This is a genomic window from Pseudomonas kielensis, from assembly GCF_030505375.1.
In the GTDB taxonomy this organism is placed as follows: domain Bacteria; phylum Pseudomonadota; class Gammaproteobacteria; order Pseudomonadales; family Pseudomonadaceae; genus Aquipseudomonas; species Aquipseudomonas kielensis.
Map to the genome: position 1 here is coordinate 1,523,143 of NZ_CP130043.1, position 22,157 is coordinate 1,545,299.

Here is a 22,157-nt window from a genome sequence, read left to right on the forward strand (position 1 = left end):
GCAACTTCCTACTTTTCAATCCGCACAATTCCTATAAAGAATTGAAAGAGGTCAACTTGATAAAGAAAATTCTAGCCTCCCTCGCCTTCGTTTCACTGCCGGCACTGGCAGCCCCGCCGCCGTTCACCGGCACCGACTATTCAGGGCATTACCAATGCACTGGCATGGACAGTCATATAGGGGAGTTCAAAGGCACCGTCGACATGAAGCTCAACCCTGAACAAAGTACCGGCCCGTACGGCGCCTATAGTTTTACCCTGACCCTGACCGACAACTCCCTCTATAACGGTTTCGCCGCCGCCCAGGAAACATCACTGGCCATCTACTTCGCACACACGGACCCCGCCCTGAAAGACTACGGCGTGGGCATTGCACAAGTTGGAACCAGTGCCGACGGCAAGGTCTCTTTTACCAAATACTATTACGGCCCGGAGTATGAAGGCGGTGGCCACGGCATGGAAACCTGCACCCGCCAATAGCCCTTACCGGCACTCGCGTCACGATCAAGGGCGTTGCCACTCATGCCTTTGATCGTGCGCGGATACCCGCACGCTACAGCTCGTCACGGTGAAAACTGACGGGCGCCAGCGGAACCTGTTGCCGATCAGTCTTCCAGTTATGGCCCAGGCGTCCAGTCTGATTCCAGTAGTGGGCGGCTGTCAGCACCCGCAGCTCACCGATGTCGGCCAGTTGCGAGATGAAATCCGCGGTAGACAGTCGGGTGATCCACTGACCGCCCACACGCTCGGCTTGTTTGGTCCGCAGCAAGGCTTGCTCTGCCTGGGTGTACTGCGGCACATACTTGATCAAGGCACCATGGGGCGTTGAGTAGTAGTACGAACTGATCGGGAAGCCTTTGCTCTTCAGGCTGTGAGTGTGCAGATACACCAGCCAAGGCGAGGCAAAGTTGGCATAGACCTGGTCAGCATCGACCGCCAGCGTGCTGGTTCCCGACAGATACAGTTGGTGGCTGGCAATCAACTCATAGTCCGCAGGAAAGATCGGCGCCTTGTTCTTCTGGGTCGTGACGGGGTCGCCTGAGGTCTGGAAAATACGATCAAGCGCCTGGTTGGAGTCGTCGCGGCGCGCCAGCGGCTCCAGTGCACAGAAGCAATGCGTGTCCTTTTGACGCAATATCGCGCTCTCGTAAGTGGTGACCTGTTCATAGGCGCTTCCCGCCCGGCGCTGGATGTAGCGAGCCGCATCGTCGGGATGCTGGAATATCGGCCCCATTGCCAATTTCGGCATCCACGACCACAGATCCTGCTCGCTCATGCCGGCTTTATACGGCTGCCAATCCCGCGACAGGAACCCGATCCCCCAGTAAGCACTTGGCACCATGACTTGCAGGCGCCCGGCCTTCCTCATGTTTCCAATGTAAGCCGCCAGATTGAAGGTGCCGTCCAGTACGTCGCGCCAATCGGCGCTCGCCTGTGCCAGGGTCGCGAACGGCTGATGCTTGAGTGCCAACTGAGCAGCCTCGTCCGGTGGCTCGATCGGGTCGTAGTAATCCCCCTCAAAGCGCAACAGCGCTCCGTCACTGCACGATAAGTAGAGCGGTAACCGGCCCTGCGTCGTTTGCGTCTGCAAAAGTGCCCGGTGCACGTCCATCGGCGAAAAAAAGTGCCGATAGTCCTCATCCGGCAGCACATCCGGCGCTTGCGCGGCGCGCAGGTACAGGCTGTCGACGACGTAGCCCTGGGGCAACTGTCCATCGGGGAAAACCTGGTCATACGTCAGTGTCGAACCCGGGATCGGGATCGGCACAGTGGCAATGAATCGGTTGTGCCTGCGATCGCGCAGAATGTAACCGAAACTCAGCGCCGCACGATCTGCAGCCAGCTCATGGGCATGACGCGCCGCGGCAACACTGTCAGCAAATACGGGGCTGTAGCTCGGCTCACTGCGCGGCAGACCGAGCGCCGTGCCGAGACTCATTGGGCGCTCCAGGCTGAACTCGGTCACTAAACGCGGCGCCCCCCAAACAGCGCTACCCGCCACCACATACAGAAAGCCGTTTTTAGCCAGCGAATCCACCCACACCGACGGTTTCAGGTCTCCCTCGTGGATACGTTTTTTTATCCAGGCTGCGTCCAGGTCATGGGGCAGGCTGCCGAAGTCGCTCAAGGCATTGGCAAGATCGGCTCGCACTCTATTCCATGTCCCGTTGCGGTAACGAATCACCGAGCCGTCGGGCCCGAACAGGTATTCGTCCATCATCCGCGTCTCCCGCCCGAATGCGGTCAGGACCGATTTCACGGACAACATGTTGAGATACAGCTGCTTTTGCGACCCAGACAAGAGCACCGGAACCTCCCGGGCATGGCGCGAGCGATAACGGCCCACGAGGGTGCATCCTGCGGGAAACAGCCCCGCGCCCACACTTTCATCCGGGAAGATCCATTTCACATCGAAGTCTTCTTCGGGCGTGATCACAGGCTCGGTCGCAACGAACAAACCATCGGAGCGCTTCAGGATCAACCCGCCGTAGATGCTGTCAGTGGTGGGAGGGAGCTGCGCGCGAGCATAGAGCGCCGCATCATCCTGGGTCGGAAAAACCGGCCCTAAAAGGCGACGCTCGATGTTCTGGGCAGGCGTCCATTGTGGGTTGACCACGCCTTTTCTATCCCAGCACAGAGAAGTGTGCAGGACCGTCAATTCACCACTGTTCGCCACGACCCTGACAAAGCCGGTCTGGGTCAGTTTTCCATTGGTCAAGTTGGATTGGACAGCATCCAGCCCCATCTCCGGGGTGCCGTTATCGAACAACTTGGTACTCTTGCGCGCGACATACTTCAACAATGCGCCGTCCTGCGTCGCGATGTACGTGGGAATCGACTCAGGCCCTTCGACGACCGGCGGCTTCTTGGAGTCGTACACCACCACATACAGGTCTCTGGGCACAATAAAGTGCTGGGCCAACCAGAGGCGAGCAGGCCGCTGTGTCTGCATCACCCGCTGGCGCGAATAGAAATAGGAATGGCGCCGGAATGACTCCGGATACACATAGTCGATGCCTTCACCCGGCCCGGCACTGGGGAACAGGCTCCGACGAGAAAACAGTTTGTCGCGAACCCCCTCGACCGCAACCAATTCCGACGCAATGTACTCGTGCTTGCCTTGTTGCTTGAGGATGAAACCGAACCAGGTCCGCTCCGTATCATGCTGCCCAGCCCCTCGTGAGAAGCGATCCTGCGCCGCTTCGTCCGCCGACGAAAAAACCGCGCCGAAGGCCACCTGTTTCGGCACCGGCCTTGCGCCCTGTTCCGGGTGGGGTGTCCAGTCCTTGGTCACTTGGCCCCGGTACCCCCAAAGCCCATTGTCGACCAGGGTCTGCAACTTTCCTGCGCTCGCCACTGCCCGTACAAACTCGACAGGCGCGATGCTGCCATCGGCAAGCCCCAGCGCCAGTGGTCCCGGGTGACTCACGGTGCCCAAGCGCATCAGCAACTGCTGCCAGCCGCGGGAATCGGACTCGAACCACAACAGACTGTCGTCGCTGCCTGACAGATAGGCCGGAACGCCTTGCGCGACCACATGGAACAACTCGTGAACCTTGAACATCTGCAAGCTGACGCTGGCGTCTGTGCGCGTCCACCCCAAGCGCTGCACCCGATCGACATCCAGCGTCGAGAGCGCCCGGTGTGAGTAAAACACGCTATGGAGACTGGTGGTTCACCGGGTAGATTGCCCGGCCTTGGGCGTCTGCCGGGAACAGGGGGGGCGCTTCGAGCGCATCGGTGCCGGCGTCGACCGGTTCAGTCACGACGAACCGCTGGTTGCTGCGCTGGAAGATCACTGCAACAAACTCGCGGTCACGCCGCTTGCCGACCTGTTCATGAGCATGCCGCGCCGCGTCATCCGCCGACAAAAACTCACGGCTCATGCGCACAACGGCAGCGCTCGGCTTATCTCTCTCATCCATGAAAAAACTCCAACCTGTTGATGGCCTGTAATGAGCCATCAGGTTATCCAGCGTCCCCGTGCCTGTGCGGTACATACATAGGGAGCACAGGCACCACGACAGCGCATCGGCATGCCCCACACCCCGTTGCACGCCCACCCCTGGTGCGCTCGCGGATGAATCCGCCTCGGCGGCCGCATCAAACCCCGGGCTTTCGTGCTTAGGCACAGCCCTTGCTAAAGACTCTTCAGCCTTCCACCAATGCCAACCAAAAACGTTCATGGAGATCGCACAATGAAGCGTCGCAGCTTGATCAAGGCTTTCACTCTTTCAGCCAGCATTGCCGCGATGGGCATGACCTGGACGGTCCAGGCCGCCGAGACCATCAAGGTTGGCATCCTGCATTCCCTGTCCGGGACCATGGCGATCTCTGAAACCTCGCTCAAAGACATGGCGTTGATGACCATCGACGAAATCAACGCCAAGGGCGGCGTCAATGGCAAGCTGCTGGAGCCGGTGGTGGTCGACCCGGCGTCGAACTGGCCGCTGTTCGCCGAAAAAGGCCGGCAATTGCTGACCCAGGATAAGGTCGCCGTGGTGTTCGGTTGCTGGACCTCGGTGTCGCGTAAATCGGTATTGCCCGTGTTCGAAGAGCTCAATGGCCTGCTGTTCTATCCGGTGCAATACGAAGGCGAAGAGATGTCGCCGAACGTGTTCTACACCGGTGCCGCGCCGAACCAACAGGCGATCCCCGCCGTGGAATACCTGATGAGCGAAGAAGGTGGCAGCGCCAAACGCTACTTCCTGCTGGGCACCGACTACGTCTACCCGCGCACCACCAACAAGATCCTGCGCTCGTTCCTGCACGCCAAAGGCGTGGCCGACAAGGAGATCGAAGAGGTCTACACACCGTTCGGCCACAGCGATTACCAGACCATCGTCGCCAACATCAAGAAGTTCTCGGCCGGCGGCAAGACCGCCGTCATCTCCACCGTCAACGGCGACTCCAACGTGCCGTTCTACAAGGAACTGGCCAACCAGGGCCTGAAGGCCACCGACGTGCCCGTCGTCGCGTTCTCGGTGGGCGAGGAAGAACTGCGCGGCATCGACACCAAGCCACTGGTGGGCAACCTCGCGGCGTGGAACTACTTCGAGTCGGTGGATAACCCGGTGAACCAGAAGTTCGTCGCGGACTGGAAGGCCTACGCCAAGAAACACAACCTGCCGGGCGCCGACAAGGCGGTGACCAACGACCCGATGGAAGCCACCTACGTCGGCATCCACATGTGGGCGCAAGCTGCCGAGAAAGCCAAGTCCACCGACGTCGACAAGGTCCGCGAAGCCCTGGCCGGCCAGACCTTCGCCGCACCGTCGGGCTACACCCTGACCATGGACAAGACCAACCACCACCTGCACAAGCCGGTGATGATCGGCGAGATCCAGGCCGACGGTCAGTTCAACGTGGTCTGGCAGACCGAAGGGCCGATCCGCGCCGAGCCCTGGAGCCCGTTCATTGCCGGCAACGACAAGAAGCCGGATTACGCGGTCAAGAGCAACTGAGGCACTGAATGCCCCGCCGAACACACCGGTTCGGCGGGACACAAATTCCTGTGGGAGAGAGCCGCCCGGCGCTCTCCCACCTTGGTCTGCGCAAGGCGATACATCATGCCCACTGGCCTTCACCGCTTAATCCTCCTCATCGCGCTCCTGCTGCCACTGGCCAGCCAGGCCGGCGACAGCGAAGACTTCGTCGCCGCCAATCCGGCGCAGCAAGCCAGGCTGCTCGAAGCCTGGGCCGCGCAGCCCGATCCGGCGCGCGTCGAATTGATCAATGCCTTGCAGCAAGGCGTAGTGACCGTCGACGGCCAAGCCAAGACCCTGCGCCTGAACAATCGCCTGCGGGGTCTGATCGACACCGCCGTGGCCAGCCAGCAACTGCTCGCCGCCGATCCCCGGGTGCGGCTCGGTGCGGCGCAACAACTGCAGAAAAGCGCCAAGCCGGCGCAACTGAAATTCCTCGACCAGCAACTGGCGGGCGAAACGGATGAGCAGGTTCACGCGGCCCTGAGCCTGGCCCTGGCCAACCTGCAACTGGTGGACAGCGACCCTGCCGTGCGCCTGGCTGCGGTGCGCCTGCTCGGCGAAACCGGCGACCCACTGGCCCGCACTCGCCTGGAAAACCTGCTCGAACCTGGGGTCGAAGCCGACGCCGCGGTGCTCACCGCAGCGCAGACCAGCCTCGGTCAGGTCAAACGCAAACTGCTGGTGGGCGAGTTGCTCGGCCAGGCATTCAGCGGCATGTCCCTGGGTTCGATCCTGCTGCTGGCGGCCCTGGGGCTGGCCATCACCTTCGGCCTGCTGGGGGTGATCAACATGGCCCACGGCGAAATGCTGATGCTCGGCGCCTACTCCACCTACATGGTGCAAATGCTGCTCCAGCGCTTTGCCCCCAACGCCATCGAGTTCTATCCACTCCTGGCCTTGCCGGTGGCGTTTTTCGTCACCGCCGGTATCGGCATGGCGCTGGAACGCACGGTGATCCGCCACCTCTACGGGCGCCCGCTGGAAACCCTGCTCGCCACCTGGGGCATCAGCCTGATGCTGATCCAACTGGTGCGCCTGCTGTTCGGCGCGCAGAACGTCGAGGTCGCCAACCCGGCCTGGCTCTCGGGCGGGATCCAGGTCCTGCCCAACCTGGTGCTGCCGTACAACCGTATCGTGATCATCGCCTTTGCCCTGTTTGTGGTGGTGCTCACCTGGCTGCTGCTGAACAAGACCCGCCTGGGCCTGAACGTGCGCGCCGTCACCCAGAATCGCAACATGGCCGCTTGCTGTGGCGTGCCCACCGGGCGAGTGGACATGCTCGCCTTCGGCCTCGGCTCCGGGATCGCCGGGCTCGGCGGCGTGGCGCTGAGCCAGATCGGCAACGTCGGCCCGGACCTCGGCCAGAGCTACATCATCGACTCCTTCCTGGTGGTGGTGCTCGGTGGCGTCGGCCAACTGGCCGGGAGCGTGTTCGCCGCCTTCGGCCTGGGGATCGCCAACAAGATCCTGGAGCCGCAGATCGGTGCGGTGCTGGGCAAGATCCTGATCCTCGCGCTGATCATTCTGTTCATCCAGAAACGCCCGCAAGGCCTCTTCGCACTCAAAGGACGGGTAATCGACTGATGAACCAGCCCCTGCTCATTACCGCCACCCGCAAGGCCGGGCCCAAGGTGACGATTGTCGTCGGTACGCTGCTGGTGTTGTTGCTGCTGGCGCTACCGCTGCTGTCGCTGCTGCCCGCCGACAACGCCCTGCATGTCTCGGCCTATACCCTGACCCTGGTCGGCAAGATCCTCTGCTACGCCATCGTCGCCCTCGCCCTGGATCTGGTCTGGGGTTACGCCGGCCTGCTGTCCCTGGGCCACGGCCTGTTCTTCGCCCTCGGTGGCTACGCCATGGGCATGTACCTGATGCGCCAGGCCTCGGGGGACGGCTTGCCGGCGTTCATGACCTTCCTCTCCTGGACGGAGCTGCCGTGGTTCTGGACCGGCACCAGCAGTTTTCTCTGGACCCTGTGCCTGGTGGTGCTGGCCCCGGGTCTGCTGGCGCTGGTGTTCGGCTTCTTCGCCTTTCGCTCGCGGATCAAGGGCGTGTACTTCTCGATCATGACCCAGGCCCTGACCTTCGCCGGCATGCTCCTGTTTTTCCGCAACGAGACCGGGTTTGGCGGCAACAACGGCTTCACCAACTTTCGCACCATCCTCGGCTTCGGCATCACCGAACCCGGAACTCGCGCGGTACTGTTCAGCGCCACCGTGTTGTTGCTGGTGGCCAGCCTGTTCATTGGCTGGCGCCTGGCGCAGAGCAAATTCGGCCGGGTGCTGACCGCCCTGCGCGACGCGGAAAACCGCCTGATGTTCTGCGGCTACGACCCACGCGGGTTCAAGCTGTTTGTCTGGGTCTTGAGTGCGGTGCTGTGCGGCCTGGCCGGTGCGCTGTATGTGCCCCAGGTGGGCATCATCAACCCCAGCGAAATGTCCCCGACCAACTCCATCGAAGCCGCCGTCTGGGTGGCCCTGGGCGGACGCGGCACGCTGATCGGGCCACTGCTGGGCGCCGGCGTGGTCAACGGCATGAAGAGCTGGTTCACCGTGGCTTTCCCCGAATACTGGCTGTTCTTCCTCGGTGCGCTGTTCATCATCGTCACCCTGTACCTGCCCAAAGGCGTGATCGGCCTGCTGAAAAAAAGAGGTGAACAATGAGAGTCACTGCGACCGCCGATTTCATGCTCGAACCGATCCTGGAACCGAACAAGGATGCCGGCAGCAGCCGCGATGCCATCGGCCTTGGACAGCGCGCCGGAAAAGGCCTGAACACCCGCCACGGCACCCTCCTCACCCTGGAGGACATCAGTGTCAGCTTCGATGGCTTCAAGGCGCTGAACAGCCTGAACCTGTACATCGGCGTTGGTGAACTGCGCTGCATCATCGGCCCCAACGGTGCCGGCAAGACCACCCTGATGGATGTGATCACCGGCAAGACCCGGCCCAGTCACGGCAAGGCCTGGTTCGGCGAGACCCTGGACCTGACCCGGATGAGCGAAGTGCAGATTGCCCAGGCCGGGATCGGCCGCAAGTTCCAGAAACCGACAGTGTTCGAAGCCCTCAGCGTGTTCGAGAACCTCGAGCTGGCGCAAAAAACCGACAAGTCGGTATGGGCCAGTTTGCGCGCCCGGCTCAATGGCGAGCAGCGCGATCGGATCAGTGAGGTCCTGGACACCATTCGCCTGACCGCCTCGGTCAATCGCCCCGCAGGCTTGTTGTCCCACGGGCAAAAGCAGTTCCTGGAAATCGGCATGCTGCTGATGCAAGACCCGCAACTGCTGTTGCTCGATGAACCGGTGGCGGGCATGACCGATGCCGAGACCGAGTTCACCGCCGAGCTGTTCAAGCGCCTGGCCGGTCAACATTCATTGATGGTGGTGGAACACGACATGGGCTTCGTCGGTTCGATCGCCGACCACGTCACCGTATTGCACCAGGGCAGCGTGCTGGCCGAGGGGTCGCTGGCGCAGGTGCAGGACAACGAGCGGGTGATCGAGGTTTATCTCGGGCGCTGAACGCAGGTGCGGATTGCTCTCTGCAGGAGCGAGCGCCCGCTCCTACAAGGAATTGAGGAGAAGTTGAACATGCTGCAAGTCGATAAATTGCATCAGTACTACGGTGGCAGCCACATCCTGCGGGGCCTGAGCTTCGAGGTGAAGGTTGGCGAAGTCACCTGCCTGCTCGGGCGTAACGGCGTGGGCAAGACCACCCTGCTCAAATGCCTGATGGGCCTGCTGCCAGCCAAGGAAGGTGCGGTGAACTGGGAGGGCAAGACCATCAGCGGGCTCAAACCGCACCAGCGGGTTCACGCAGGCATCGCCTATGTTCCCCAGGGCCGGGAAATCTTCGCCCGGCTGAGCGTCGAGGAAAACCTGTTGATGGGGCTGTCGCGTTTCCCGGGCGCCGAAGCCCGGGAAGTGCCGGCCTTCATCTACGAGCTGTTCCCGGTGCTGCTGCAGATGAAGCAACGCCGTGGCGGTGACCTCTCAGGCGGCCAGCAGCAACAGTTGGCCATCGGCCGTGCGCTGGCCAGCCGGCCCCGCCTGCTGATCCTCGATGAACCCACCGAAGGCATCCAGCCCTCGGTGATCAAGGAGATCGGCGCGGTGATCAAGCAGCTCGCGGCACGCGGTGACATGGCGATCCTGCTGGTGGAGCAGTTCTACGACTTCGCCGCTGAGCTGGCCGATCAATACCTGGTGATGTCCCGGGGCGAGATCGTCCAGCAAGGTCGCGGCGAAAACATGGAAGCCGAGGGTGTACGCGGCCTGGTAACGATCTAGTCTCTAGCGTCCCGACGATAATCAGAAAATATGACTGCCCCTGCCCAACACATCGTATTCACACCCAGCTGGCATGCCGAGCTTGAGCTCGGCTACGCCCGCTTCGGCGACAGCACGCGGCCGACCCTGCGTCGCCACCAGGGTCCGCTGCGGGTGCAAAAACACCTGTACGCCGAAGGCCCCCAAGTGTGCCAGCACATCATCGTCCACCCGCCCGGAGGGATTGCCGGCGGTGATCGCCTGGAGGTCCGCGCCAGTGTCGGGCCCAACGCCTGGGCGCAATTGACCAGCCCCGGCGCCGCCAAGTGGTATCGCGCCGCCAGCCCCGCCTATCAGCAGCTCGACTTGCAGGTCGCCGCCGGTGCCACCCTGGAATGGCTGCCCCAGGAGACCATCGTCTTCAGCGCCGCCCAGGCCGAGCTCAAGACCTCGATCGAACTGCAGGGCGATGCCCGATTGTTTTATTGGGACGTGGTGGCGCTGGGTCGCCCGGCCAGCGGCGAACGCTTCGAGCAGGGGCACTTTCAAGCGCAACTGGAGATCCGCCGCGACGGCCAGTTGCTCTGGCACGAACGTCAGCGCATTGTCGGCGCTGACGGTTTGCTCGACTCGCCGATTGGCCTGGACGGCCAGCCGGTGTTTGCCACCTTGCTGGTGACCGGCGAGATCGACAGCGAACTGCTGCAGGCCTGTCGTTCGCTGCCCAACCCGGTACGCGGGGATCTGACCCAGCTTCCCGGGCTGCTGGTCGCCCGTTGCCTGGCCAGTGAAACCTTGCTGGCACGGGGTTGGCTGATTGATCTATGGACACTGCTGCGCCCGGCCCTGCTCGGCCGCGAGGCGCTGGCGCCGCGAATATGGAATACCTGAACACCGGCAACGGGTTCGGGTCGACCTTACGAGTGCTCTTTTTTTCTGCCCAGATGGATTTACACGATGGACCTGACCCCACGCGAAAAAGACAAGCTGTTGATCTTCACTGCCGGCCTGGTGGCTGAGCGGCGGTTGGCCCGCGGCGTCAAGCTCAATTACCCGGAGGCCATGGCGTACATCAGCGCCGCGCTGCTCGAAGGCGCGCGGGACGGCCAGAGCGTGGCCGAACTGATGCACTTGGGCACGACCCTGCTGCAGCGCGAACAGGTGATGCCCGGCATCCCGGAGATGATCCCGGAGATCCAGGTCGAAGCCACCTTTCCCGACGGCACCAAACTGGTCACCGTCCATCAACCCATCGCCTGAGGTCGCGCCATGCCGTATCACATCCGCGATGCCGTGCCCGCCGACCTGCCGGCGATTTGCGACATCTACAACGATGCCGTGCTCAACACCACCTCGATCTGGAATGAACAGGCGGTCGACCTGGCCAATCGTCAAGCCTGGTTCAGCGCCCGCCATGCCCAGGGCTACCCGGTCCTGGTCATGGCCGCTGCCGACGAGCAGGTGCTCGGCTACGCCTCCTTTGGCGACTGGCGGCCCTTCGATGGGTTTCGCCACACCGTGGAACACTCGGTGTACGTGCGCAACGACCAGCGTGGCAACGGCCTCGGTCCGCGCCTGATGGAAGCGCTGGTGGTGCGCGCCAGGGAGGCTGGCAAACATGTAATGGTGGCCGCCATCGAGAGCGGCAACGCGGCATCGATCCGCCTGCATGAGCGGGCCGGCTTCATCACCACCGGACAGATGCCGCAAGTGGGCACCAAGTTCGGTCGCTGGCTCGACCTGACGTTCATGCAATTGACCCTCAATCCAGGCTCTGAGCCACCCCTGGCCAACAAGGAGTAAGCCACGATGAACGCCGCCCAACTACGCCGGGTCAACCCGGAAAGTTTTGCCCACTACCGCCAGGGCTTGAACGACTTGCTGTTCGACGCCGTGCAGCACGGGGCCTCGATCGGTTTTCTGGCCGATATCGATGACGCCCAGGCCCGCGCCTACCTCAACGCCGTCCAGGCCGACCTGGAGAACGGCAACCTGCTCTTGTGGGTGGTGGTCCAGGAAGAAAAGGTCCTGGCCAGCGTGCAACTGGGCCTGTGCCAGAAGGCCAACGGACGTAATCGCGCCGAGGTGCAAAAACTCCAGGTCCTGCACCAGGCCCGTCGACGTGGACTCGGCCAGCAGTTGATGAATGCCCTGGAGCTTGCCGCGCGCCAGCATCAGCGTGGCCTGTTGTACCTGGATACCGAGGCCGGCTCGCCCGCGGAAACTTTCTACCAGTCACTGGGCTACACCCGCGTCGGCGAACTGCCCAACTACTGCCAAAGCCCGGACGGCCACTACGCGCCGACCGCCATCTACTTCAAGACCCTGGGACAACCTGCATGATTCCTGGCGAATACCGGATCCAGCCCGGCGAGATCGAGCTCAACGTCGGCCGGCGCACCCTGAGCCTGACCGTGGCCAACAGTGGCGACCGGCCGATCCAGGTCGGCTCGCACTATCACTTTTTCGAAACCAATGACGCCCTGACCTTCGACCGCGCCGCTACCCGCGGCATGCGCCTGAACATCCCGGCCGGTACTGCGGTGCGCTTCGAACCGGGGCAGAGCCGCGACGTGGAGTTGGTGGACCTGGCCGGGCATCGCCGGGTGTTCGGGTTTGCCGGACGGATCATGGGTGACCTTTAAATTTTACCGCGTCTGCCCTGGCCTCTTCGCGGGCAAGCCCGCTCCCACAGGTGATCGCATTCCCCTGTGGGAGCGGGCTTGCCCGCGATAGTGAGCGCAGCGAACGACTTCAAATTTTCCTGAATCTCAAGGCGAACGAATGAAAATATCCCGCCAAGCCTACGCCGACATGTTCGGCCCCACCGTCGGTGACAAAGTTCGCCTGGCCGACACCCAGTTGTGGATCGAGGTCGAGAAGGACTTCACCACCTACGGCGAAGAAGTGAAGTTCGGCGGCGGCAAAGTGATCCGCGACGGCCAGGGCCAGAGCCAGTTGCTGGCGGCCGACGTCGTCGACACGGTGATCACCAACGCGCTGATCCTCGATCACTGGGGCATCGTCAAGGCCGATGTCGGCCTCAAGGACGGGCGCATCGCTGCCATCGGCAAGGCCGGTAACCCGGATATCCAGCCCAATGTGAGCATGGCCATCGGCGCCGGGACCGAAGTGATCGCCGGCGAAGGCATGATCCTCACCGCCGGCGGCATCGACAGCCATATCCACTTCATTTGCCCGCAGCAGATCGAAGAAGCCTTGATGAGCGGCGTGACCACCATGATCGGTGGCGGCACCGGTCCTGCCACCGGCACCAACGCCACCACCTGCACCTCCGGGCCCTGGCACCTGGCGCGCATGCTCCAGGCCGCTGACGCCTTCCCGATGAACATCGGCCTCACCGGCAAGGGCAACGCCAGCCTGCCGGGACCGTTGATCGAGCAGGTCAAGGCCGGCGCCATTGGCCTCAAGCTGCACGAAGACTGGGGCACCACCCCGGCGAGCATCGACAACTGCCTGACGGTGGCCGACCAGTATGACGTGCAGGTGGCGATCCACACCGACACCCTCAATGAGTCGGGTTTCGTCGAAACCACCCTCGCCGCCTTCAAAGGCCGCACCATCCACACCTACCACACCGAAGGCGCGGGTGGCGGTCACGCCCCGGACATCATCAAGGCCTGCGGTTTTGCCAACGTGCTGCCGAGTTCGACCAATCCGACCCGGCCGTTCACCCGCAACACCATCGACGAACACCTGGACATGCTGATGGTCTGCCATCACCTGGACCCCAGCATTGCCGAGGACGTGGCCTTCGCCGAAAGCCGCATCCGCCGTGAAACCATCGCCGCCGAGGACATCCTGCACGACCTCGGGGCGTTCTCGATGATCAGTTCCGACAGCCAGGCCATGGGCCGGGTCGGCGAAGTCATCATCCGCACCTGGCAAACCGCCGACAAGATGAAGCAACAGCGTGGCCCACTGCCGGGTGATGGCCAGGACAACGACAACTTCCGCGCCAAGCGCTACCTCGCCAAGTACACCATCAACCCGGCGATCACCCACGGCATCAGCCACGAAGTGGGTTCGATCGAAGTGGGTAAATGGGCCGACCTAGTGCTCTGGCGCCCGGCGTTCTTCGGGGTCAAGCCCAGCCTGATTCTCAAGGGCGGAGCGATTGCCGCCAGCCTCATGGGCGACGCCAACGCCTCGATTCCAACGCCACAACCGGTGCACTACCGGCCGATGTTCGCAAGCTTTGGCGGCTCGTTGCACGCCACCAGCCTGACCTTCATCAGCCAGGCCGCACAGGAGGCAGGGTTGGCGCAGGCATTGGGCTTGAAGAAGACCATCGCCGTGGTCAAGGGCTGCCGCAGCGTGCGCAAGACCGACCTGATCCACAACGACTACCTGCCCAGCATCGACGTCGACCCGCAGACCTACCAGGTCAAGGCCGATGGCGAACTGTTGTGGTGTGAGCCGGCGGATGTGTTGCCGATGGCGCAGCGGTATTTCTTGTTCTGACTGCGCACAAACCCCGAAGACTGCCTCAGGCAACATTCGGGGTTCGATCTATCCGTTATGCACCATTACCGCCCTCTTCCAGGCTGAGTATTTCCTCTGGCGTCAGCAGGTCGATAAGCCTTTGTTCGACAACCCTGGCCTCAGCGGCCAGGGCCTTGGACTGAGTGTTGTAGGCATCACTGGTCATCGTGGTCCGGGCGATGTCCAGTTGCTCCAGGCGTTCAAGGATTGATTCATAGGCCAGATCGAACCGGGAACGGTATTTTTCTTTCAGATACTGTGCCCAGAAATCACGGCGCGCGATCGATTCAATCTCGGCCTTCGAGTCCTTCAGGCTGTTCACATACTGCTCTGCTGCCTGCAGCTTGGCGCGAGGCACGTATTGCAAACCCGCGTATTCAGCCTTCGTAGGCTGGCCTGGTAGGTCAAGCCGGTCCCTGAGGTTGACCCGATAAGAAAGCCGCACTTCGATTTGATCCATCAACAACAGCTGGCGACCCTTTTCGTGCGTCGTTGTATCGGAACGGACTATCGTTTTGATGCGCTCGTTAATGTCCTTGAGCGCAAACGCTTCCACCTCATCCAGACGAAACAGGCCTTTGGCCAGTTTGAGCAATTGAAGACCTGCGCCGCTATCGCCTACGCGCGCCAGGGCCTTATGAGTCAGGACCTTGATTTCCAATTGGCTGAACATCAGCGCAGCACGATCACTGCAGGTTTCCGGCTCCCCCGCCAACTGGAACAGTTCACGACGCAGCACTGCGTTTTCTTCGGCCGCATCCAGCACCGCCCAAACCCGAGCCTTGAGATCTGGATAGGCTTTTTTGTACTCGGCCGTCGCATGCAATTTTTCCAGTAACCGGAAAAACTCCTCGCTTTCACTGACCGCCCTGCCCGCGTCCCCTGCGGCGGCTTCTCTGGCGAGGGCTTCGCTGTCGAGGAGTGCCCATTGCGTCCTTCTGGTATTGCGCTCCTGCGCCGGCGTATCACGCAACCAACGCTCTACACGCTGTGTCGATGGCGCCAGAGTGCCACCGGCAGCACCACGATCATCCGGGGCATCAGGGGGAACCGGCGCCAATCCGGCCTCATCGTTGTCCAGGTAGATACGCGCCAGAATCTCCCCATATTGCGCGATGCCTTGATCGGAAAGAGGATTTCCGTTCAGTTCAGTGACCCTCAATACCCGATTGATGGCCGCCGACTGTTGCGCAGGTGGATTCACCGCCCATTCGGGAAACGAGGTGAGCTGATTATCACGCAAATCGACCATGGTCAGACGGGGTTGATCGGCCAGCCCTACTGGCCATTGACTGATCCCGGTGCCCTGCAATCGAACCACGCCCAGTTCCGTCATCTGGCTTAGATCAGGCACTCGCGCCAACGGGTTGTGGTTTAGATTCAACTCTCTGAGCCCCTTCATCCGAGCCAGTGACAGCGCTTCATCGGTGGTTAACCTGAGGTCATTATTGGACAGGTCCAAATACACAAGGCTGGGCATTTCATCCAGTTGCGCGGGTATGTCTACAAGACGGTTGGCCTGCAGTTCCAAGCGTTGAACAAAGGGAAACGATTCAAGAAACTCATTGGGCGCCGCCATGAGGCCCATGTCACTGAGGTCCAGAAAATTCACATGACCAAAGTCCACCTCCAGAGCAGGCAGCGCCCCAATGGCTCGACCTCGCAGCGTCAGTTCATACCCCCGACGGACACCATAGCGCGAGTATTTGAGTGACTGTCTTTGCCAGCAACGCTTGAGCAATTCTGCGACCACTTGTTTTTCATGCTGCTCGACAGCTACAACACTGCCATTTGGCAAAACACGCGTGGACGGGGTCGACAGCCATTGCTGCGACCAACTCTGCAAACGTTGATACTCCGCCTCGAAATTGACCAGGTACAACTCTCGCTCAGCGCCCAACAACTCCAGAAAACCGTCAACCTGACCATCCGTGAAGTTGGGAAACAGCTTGAGCACTCTTGCCTCGTCCGATACCGGCGCGGGATTCAAACCCGCCCCGCGCCCGGACAGCGGATAACCCAGGCGACTATCGATCCAGCGCTGGGGCGCCCTGAATCCGGGATTGATCGGTTGCATCCCCAGTAACGACCGCAACTCACCGCGAGTGAGCAGGTGCTGCCTGATCAACGCTTTCAACGCGGGTCCTTGCCCCACATGAGGCAAGCCTATCGCTTCGCGCTGGATATCCGGCAAGGCATGCTGAAGCGCAGCATAAAGATCATCGGCTCCGTGCAAATGCCCATCATCCTGGTCACGAGCCTCGTACCGCCCCAGGTCATTGCGCACCAGCACCTTTCGGCTATCGGCATGCTCGGGACCGACACTGGCCCGCAGCGTTCCGCTGAACGAGCCGTCTCGAACCTCAATTCGCACATCATCCGACCAGCCCGGCAGTTTTTTCAGTGAGTTGAGTACCAGCGCCTCTGCGTCCGGCCCCACCAAATCGCCCAGGTAAAGCCCCTCGTAGGCTCGTGACAGGCGCACCTCGCGCTGGATCCAGCGCAGCTCTTCCGCCAGGCGCAGGGGGATGGGCTTGGTTTGCAGCTTGTCGGCAAAGTCCCATTTGGCCATTTGCTGAAGCTCACCCGGGCGGGCGTCGGCCAACAACTGTTCAATCACCCTCGCGGGTACGCTGGAAAAGCGCGACTTGATCAGACTGAGCCGTGGATCGCGGCTGGGGGGCCTGGCGTTGTAGATATCATTGAAGAACTCAACCTTATGGCTTTCGGCCAGCCGAGCGATGCGTCCGCGCAGGATCTCGACACGCTTCTCCAGAACATCCCGAGGGGCTCCAGGCTTTTGGCCAAGCACAACATCGGTTTCACTTTCAGTGAGACTTTCCAGGATGGTTTTCAGCAGTCGCCCCCCTCGAACCTGCGCATCATGGACCTGCACGATCCGCACCTTGCCCTGTACGCCCTGCGGATTGACGTACTCCCAGAGGGTCTTCGCCTGCCCATCAATAATCCGTATCGATACCGTCTCCGGCCACGCGCCGTACCGCGTCATGACATGCAGCTGATTGATCGAGTGATCGGTTGCAGAAGTGCTGGATGAGGCGTTCTGCATGTCGGTGATAAATGCCTCGACCTGCCTGTACGCGGCAAATCGAGTCATCGTATCGGCCAACATCGGTGCCGGTGGCTCGCTCTCGACGTGCATTCGACGCAAGACCCCCTCATCGGTGCCGCTGACATGGCGAATCTGTTCAAGCTCGGCGTCGCTGAACTCACGGACACCGTGCCCTATTCGTCGCATCAATTCACGGACCTCCCAGGTCCGAGGTTGCTCCACTTCATGGCGCCAGGCGCCGAAGCCGTTGTGGTTGAGTTCGGGCGCATAGGCATTTGCCCTGGCAGGATGCACGATCCGGTACTGGCCGCTGACAGGGTCTATTTTCACCCGGTAGTGCTTGTCGCCCAGGACCAGGAACGCCTGGCCATCGTGATGCAGCAAACCCAGTTCATTGGGCTTCAGAGCGGCCGGCAATGCTTCTGGGTGCTCGTAGGGTTTTAGATCGGGTTTCCACAACCGAGTCTCTCCATTCGCCAAGGTGACCTGTTTCATACTATCGATAATCGGCGAACGCTTGAGGGGGGCAATCGGCTCGGCCCCCTCAGGACCAACGGCTGCAAGCGACGCTAGCTGAGCGATGTTTTGTGCAACATCCATCAGATAGACAAAACCCTCATTCCTGTCGCCCTGCGCCAATGCCTCGACGCCTTCTACCAACTCATCGGTCAGTTGCGTCGCCATTACCGCCATCATCGCCACACCCAGGGGCGGGACAAACAACGCAACGACATTGAGGACCGCCAGCGCCGTACCCAGATAGCCCAGCAGTTTGTCATTACGCGCCTGCGCATCGGCATCTGCCGTGGACACTGCGACAAACGCTATATCGTTGAGGAGTTTGTTCAGTTGCTGATCGAACAGAAAAACCCACAGCGCCCATCGAACCGGCGTTTCCTCCATATGGATCCTGGCGTCAGGGTCAGGCGTTCTTACATAAATGTGGCTGTTGGGCTGCTGTTCAAGTGGCGACAGCCGATCATTCAACCGTCTGAAAAAACGCGCCTTGTCTTCCTGCCTGACAAACCGACTGAAAAACGCCTGATAGGCAGGGTCACGCAATCGCTCACGCAATTCATTATAGAAATGCTGTGCCGAAGGGTATTCCTTGATTGGGCTGAACGGGTCATGAGGAATGTAGACAACCAGGCGCTGCACCGTCTCACTGCTGATGCGGTCCGGCCCAATGAGTACGACGCCGATCAACTCGGTATCCCCGAGCAGTTTCAACCCGTTGAATTGCACAGGCTTGCCATCCAGACTCAGGTCATCCGAGTGGTCCCGGACCCGGATAAGCAGACGATAAATACTTGAATCGGGAGTGACCCTGTCGATATCACCCTGCATTCGCGCAAGGTCGATGGCTGCACTGAACGCATGCTGCTGACTAAGCATGACCCTGGCCTTCAGGGCACTTTCAGACTCGGCCTCGGCGACACCCAGTGCGCTGTTGATATGCGCCTGATACTTGGCGCCCAGGTCCAACTCTCGACACAACGCGGCAAATTGTTCAACGGTAAAAGGCAACTTTCCTTGCGGTGAAACAAGCAACACACTGTTGCTACTGCGCGTTGTTCCATACGTGTCAGTTTCGTCAGCCTCGGTAAAGTTATGCAAAGCAGCATCCAGCAGACTGCTGGTTAATCGAATATCGTTGGCAAAGGGCTCGGGATTCGAGACCGCATACGATAACAGCGTGTAATCAACATCCACCGAGACGTTGAACTTTTTAGCAATTGCAGCCGTCAGCAATGGCCGGGAAAAGGCCTTGATGTCCTTGAGGTCAACCAGCATCTGATCGAGCGCATTTTGCGAAGCGTAACTCTGCCGACTACTAAGCTTAAAAGCAGCCTGGTGATCCTGGGATGCAATTTCATGCCGACGGGGCCGAGCCAGCCCGGCGTCGAGCAGCTCCCTGCGTCTTTGCGGTGTTGCCTCCAACAGCCAAGCAGGCAGTTTATTCTTTACAAAATCATAGTGAGGCCCTTTATCCTCAGCGAGCGCAACTGCCCCACCATTTGCTAACTGCTTATTTAATTCAACCATCGTTTGATTCACTCAAATTACTTTCAAGAGCATCAAACTTACTAAAAAGACGAGCAGATAAATAAACCAAATAGCCGCAAATAAGCGCGCCAAACAAAGTACTAATCTTCGACTATCCGAATACCAAAAACACTTATATACCACCCGCCCGGATGCGCCGTGCAATGAGCCGGCAGATACCATTATCAATGGCGCAATAATATTTCCTGTTCTGAGCTGATGCCCTGGCTGTATTGGCAGGTCGAGCACCATCGACGAGCGGTCCGTTTTGATCGGACGGGGGCATTTCAGTGGCAAGGGGGACGCCTTACTAGCAGTTCTGCTAGTTACCAGCGTTATACGTTATAGGTAAAGTTGATTAGCGTCGCACCTCTTCACAAGGAAGGCCGGTCATGACCCACTCTCGATCTGCCAGGAACGACGGCTCGCGCCAGGCCCGAACCCTGCTGCTGGCCGCCGACAACAAACACTCCATCATCGCTGAGATTACGCGGGATCGGACCACCCCTATCGCTTACTCCCCCTACGGCCAGCAGTCCGGACAACAGACAGTGACGACGGGGCTGGGTTTTAACGGCGAACTGCGCGAAGCGCAACTGCGCGGGTATTTGCTGGGCAATGGCTACCGCGCTTACAACCTGATTTTGATGCGTTTTCATAGTCCAGACAGTTGGAGCCCGTTTGGACGGGGCGGGTTGAATGCGTATACGTATTGCGTGGGGGACCCGGTGAATTTTTCGGATCCGACGGGGCATATTAAGTTGCCGGGACTTTTCCGCGGCCCCCGTACGTCACTGGCTAGGGCCTCCAGCACCTCTAGCGTAACCCCTTTAGTCCCCCGTACGCCTGAACCGGCTTCTACGGCTATTCCCCTCACCTCACCTGCCAACCAAATGCAAATGGGCATTAGCAATCCAAACTTCCCTGGCAGGGCGACGCGTCCAACTATGCCGCTATTGGCTAGAAAGCACTCGGGTGAAACCACTCGCAGCTTTCGTGATCACGCAATTCGGAGTGAAGCTCCTCCGCCGATTCCACCAAAGAGACAGTTACCCCGCTTTAATGATACCGGTGGGCAAGTAGGCATTCTTAGTCCCAACCAAAAACCAGGAGAACCTAGTAGTTCCCGTGAAATCTGGAAGAGCACCCCCTATGAACCTCCACTCGCACCCGTTCCGCCGCCGAGAACACTACCAAGTGGCGCCACCCGCGAATATTCCGTAACTTACGACCTCAGCGGTAACCCCACACAGCGCAGTGTGCAAAAAGCCAGTTTGTCGACGATTCAAGGCAAAATCAGAGCGCGAGGGGAATAAAACACTTACTCCACCACCAACCGCGCCAGGCGCTGCTTGAGCATCTGGTTCTCGGCGCGCAGTTGCTGCACTTCTTCGAGCAGGTCGAGCGCCAGGGCAACGCCCTCCCATTCCAGTTCCAGGTCGTGGCGCAGCTTGGCGGCGCGCTTGGCGACCGCCAGCTCATAGTCGTTGAACCGCCAGTCCTTGGGCTGTGCGCCCTGAGGTTCGAGGATGCCGTGCTCGACGATTTCGATCACGTAGACGTCCGATAGATCGGTCGCCTCACAGAATTGCGCCATGTCCAGTTGAACGATCAGGGGACTGCTCATTGTCAGTTACTCCAGGTTCTGGAACTCAAATGTTCTCGATCAGAAGTGCTCACGTGGGTTGAACGCGGCTTTTTTCGCCAGTTCCTGCCACAGCGCCTTGACCTCGTCGTCGCAGATCTTGGGCATCACGGCCTTGAGCTGCACGAACAGGTACCCGCGCTCGCCGGCCTTGTTCAGCAGGCCATGGCCCTTGGCGCGCATGCGCTGGCCGTTCTGGCTGCCGGCCGGGACCTTGAGGTTGATCTTGCCGGTCAGGGTCGGCACCGCCACCTCGGCGCCCAAGGCCAGTTCCCACGGTGCCAGCGGCAGGGTGATGATCAGGTTCTCGCCTTCGACGTCGAATTTTGGGTGCGGCGCAAAACGAATCGTCAGGTACAGGTCGCCATTGGCGCCGCCACCGATCCCTGGCGCGCCCTGGCCTTTGAGGCGGATGCGCTCGCCGTCGGTCACGCCGGCGGGGATCTTCACGTTGAGGCTCTTGGCCGTGTTGCTGACGTGCTGGCCTGCCGCGTTGTACTGCGGCACCTGGAAGCTGATCTTCTTCGACTCGTTCGACAAGGTCTCCTCGAGAAAGACCGCCAGTTCCATTTCCACGTCCTGCCCTCGCCGACCGGCGCTGCGGCCAGACTGTGCACCACCGAAGCCTGGGCCACGGTTACCGAAGATCGAACTGAAGAAGTCCGAGAAGTCGCCGCTGTCCTGGGCACCGCCAAAACCGCCACGGCTCTGCCAGCCAGGAGGTCCCTGGAAGGGCTGGCCATGCTGGCCATAGCGGCGCAGATCGTCGTACTCGGCGCGCTTGTCGGCACTTTTCAGCGCTTCATAGGCTTCCGAGGCGTCCTTGAATTTGGCTTCGGCGTCCTTTTCCTTGCTGACGTCAGGGTGATATTTACGCGCCAGCTTGCGATAGGCGGCCTTGATCGTCTTGTCGTCAGCGGTCGGTTCAACACCGAGAATCTTGTAATAGTCTTTGAAGTCCATCGCGGGGATCACCATCCGTTATCGATATCGCGCCGTCTGCCAGCATGCACCATCAGGGCGCAGCGGGCTTGACCGATCTCAAGGTTGTGACCGGACAGCGCAGCAGAAGTTTATCGGCAGCCGGGCAGATCCGTTGATCGCGCAGTGGCTGCCAAGCCATGCCTGTAAG

General features: G+C 60.6%; 18 protein-coding genes. 13 read left to right on the forward strand and 5 right to left on the reverse strand.

What is annotated here, in order from left to right:
• Positions 1–56 precede the first annotated feature (56 nt).
• Positions 57–479: a hypothetical protein gene (locus Q1W70_RS07295; RefSeq protein ID WP_166589890.1), complete on the forward strand. Its 423-nt coding sequence runs from the start codon at positions 57–59 to the stop codon at positions 477–479.
• 73 nt (positions 480–552) lie between these two features.
• Here Q1W70_RS07295 and Q1W70_RS07300 read toward each other — a convergent pair whose 3' ends face one another.
• The gene (locus Q1W70_RS07300) at positions 553–3,657 is read right to left on the reverse strand and encodes a hypothetical protein (protein WP_302098720.1); all 3,105 of its coding nucleotides are present in this window, start codon (positions 3,655–3,657) and stop codon (positions 553–555) included.
• A 1-nt stretch (position 3,658) separates the two neighbouring features.
• A complete protein-coding gene (locus tag Q1W70_RS07305; protein ID WP_302098721.1) occupies positions 3,659–3,925 on the reverse strand; it encodes a hypothetical protein in 267 nt (88 codons plus the stop codon).
• A gap of 273 nt (positions 3,926–4,198) precedes the next feature.
• On the opposite strand from Q1W70_RS07305, the gene urtA reads away from it, so the two are divergent.
• The 11 genes from urtA (at position 4,199) to ureC (ending at position 14,240) form a co-directional block, all read left to right on the forward strand.
• Positions 4,199–5,464: an urea ABC transporter substrate-binding protein gene (gene urtA / locus Q1W70_RS07310; RefSeq protein WP_302098722.1), complete on the forward strand. Its 1,266-nt coding sequence runs from the start codon at positions 4,199–4,201 to the stop codon at positions 5,462–5,464.
• A gap of 105 nt (positions 5,465–5,569) precedes the next feature.
• Positions 5,570–7,072 (forward strand): urea ABC transporter permease subunit UrtB, encoded by a 1,503-nt coding sequence (gene urtB, locus Q1W70_RS07315; RefSeq protein WP_166589887.1) that lies wholly within the window; start codon positions 5,570–5,572, stop codon positions 7,070–7,072.
• A complete protein-coding gene (urtC, locus tag Q1W70_RS07320) occupies positions 7,072–8,151 on the forward strand; it encodes an urea ABC transporter permease subunit UrtC (RefSeq protein ID WP_166589886.1) in 1,080 nt (359 codons plus the stop codon). Before urtB ends, urtC begins: the two co-directional genes overlap by 1 nt.
• Entirely contained in the window at positions 8,148–9,008 is an 861-nt protein-coding gene (urtD, locus tag Q1W70_RS07325; protein WP_166589885.1) for an urea ABC transporter ATP-binding protein UrtD, read from the forward strand. The genes urtC and urtD overlap by 4 nt, the downstream gene beginning before the upstream one ends.
• Positions 9,009–9,077: 69 nt before the next feature.
• Entirely contained in the window at positions 9,078–9,776 is a 699-nt protein-coding gene (urtE, locus tag Q1W70_RS07330; protein ID WP_166589884.1) for an urea ABC transporter ATP-binding subunit UrtE, read from the forward strand.
• Between the two features lie 30 nt (positions 9,777–9,806).
• Positions 9,807–10,646: an urease accessory protein UreD gene (locus Q1W70_RS07335; RefSeq protein WP_166589883.1), complete on the forward strand. Its 840-nt coding sequence runs from the start codon at positions 9,807–9,809 to the stop codon at positions 10,644–10,646.
• A gap of 66 nt (positions 10,647–10,712) precedes the next feature.
• Positions 10,713–11,015, forward strand: a complete 303-nt coding sequence (gene ureA, locus Q1W70_RS07340) for an urease subunit gamma (RefSeq protein WP_166589882.1) — start codon at positions 10,713–10,715, stop codon at positions 11,013–11,015.
• 9 nt (positions 11,016–11,024) lie between these two features.
• On the forward strand, positions 11,025–11,558 hold the full coding sequence (locus Q1W70_RS07345; protein ID WP_166589881.1) for a GNAT family N-acetyltransferase: 534 nt from the start codon (positions 11,025–11,027) through the stop codon (positions 11,556–11,558).
• Between the two features lie 6 nt (positions 11,559–11,564).
• Complete coding sequence (locus tag Q1W70_RS07350) at positions 11,565–12,098, forward strand: GNAT family N-acetyltransferase (protein ID WP_166589880.1); 534 nt, start codon at positions 11,565–11,567, stop codon at positions 12,096–12,098.
• Entirely contained in the window at positions 12,095–12,400 is a 306-nt protein-coding gene (locus Q1W70_RS07355) for an urease subunit beta (protein ID WP_166589879.1), read from the forward strand. Before Q1W70_RS07350 ends, Q1W70_RS07355 begins: the two co-directional genes overlap by 4 nt.
• A 139-nt stretch (positions 12,401–12,539) precedes the next feature.
• A complete protein-coding gene (gene ureC, locus Q1W70_RS07360) occupies positions 12,540–14,240 on the forward strand; it encodes an urease subunit alpha (RefSeq protein WP_166589878.1) in 1,701 nt (566 codons plus the stop codon).
• Positions 14,241–14,295: 55 nt separating this feature from the next.
• Here ureC and Q1W70_RS07365 read toward each other — a convergent pair whose 3' ends face one another.
• Complete coding sequence (locus tag Q1W70_RS07365; protein ID WP_166589877.1) at positions 14,296–19,380, reverse strand: NEL-type E3 ubiquitin ligase domain-containing protein; 5,085 nt, start codon at positions 19,378–19,380, stop codon at positions 14,296–14,298.
• Positions 19,381–19,772: 392 nt separating this feature from the next.
• On the opposite strand from Q1W70_RS07365, the gene Q1W70_RS07370 reads away from it, so the two are divergent.
• On the forward strand, positions 19,773–20,696 hold the full coding sequence (locus Q1W70_RS07370) for an RHS repeat-associated core domain-containing protein (protein ID WP_166589876.1): 924 nt from the start codon (positions 19,773–19,775) through the stop codon (positions 20,694–20,696).
• A 5-nt stretch (positions 20,697–20,701) separates the two neighbouring features.
• Here the strand turns inward: Q1W70_RS07370 and Q1W70_RS07375 are convergent, their stop codons facing one another.
• Together Q1W70_RS07375 and Q1W70_RS07380 are read right to left on the reverse strand one after the other, a co-directional pair.
• Positions 20,702–21,007 (reverse strand): chaperone modulator CbpM, encoded by a 306-nt coding sequence (locus Q1W70_RS07375; protein ID WP_166589875.1) that lies wholly within the window; start codon positions 21,005–21,007, stop codon positions 20,702–20,704.
• Between the two features lie 39 nt (positions 21,008–21,046).
• Positions 21,047–21,988 (reverse strand): DnaJ C-terminal domain-containing protein, encoded by a 942-nt coding sequence (locus tag Q1W70_RS07380; RefSeq protein ID WP_166589874.1) that lies wholly within the window; start codon positions 21,986–21,988, stop codon positions 21,047–21,049.
• Between the last annotated feature and the right edge of the window lie 169 nt (positions 21,989–22,157).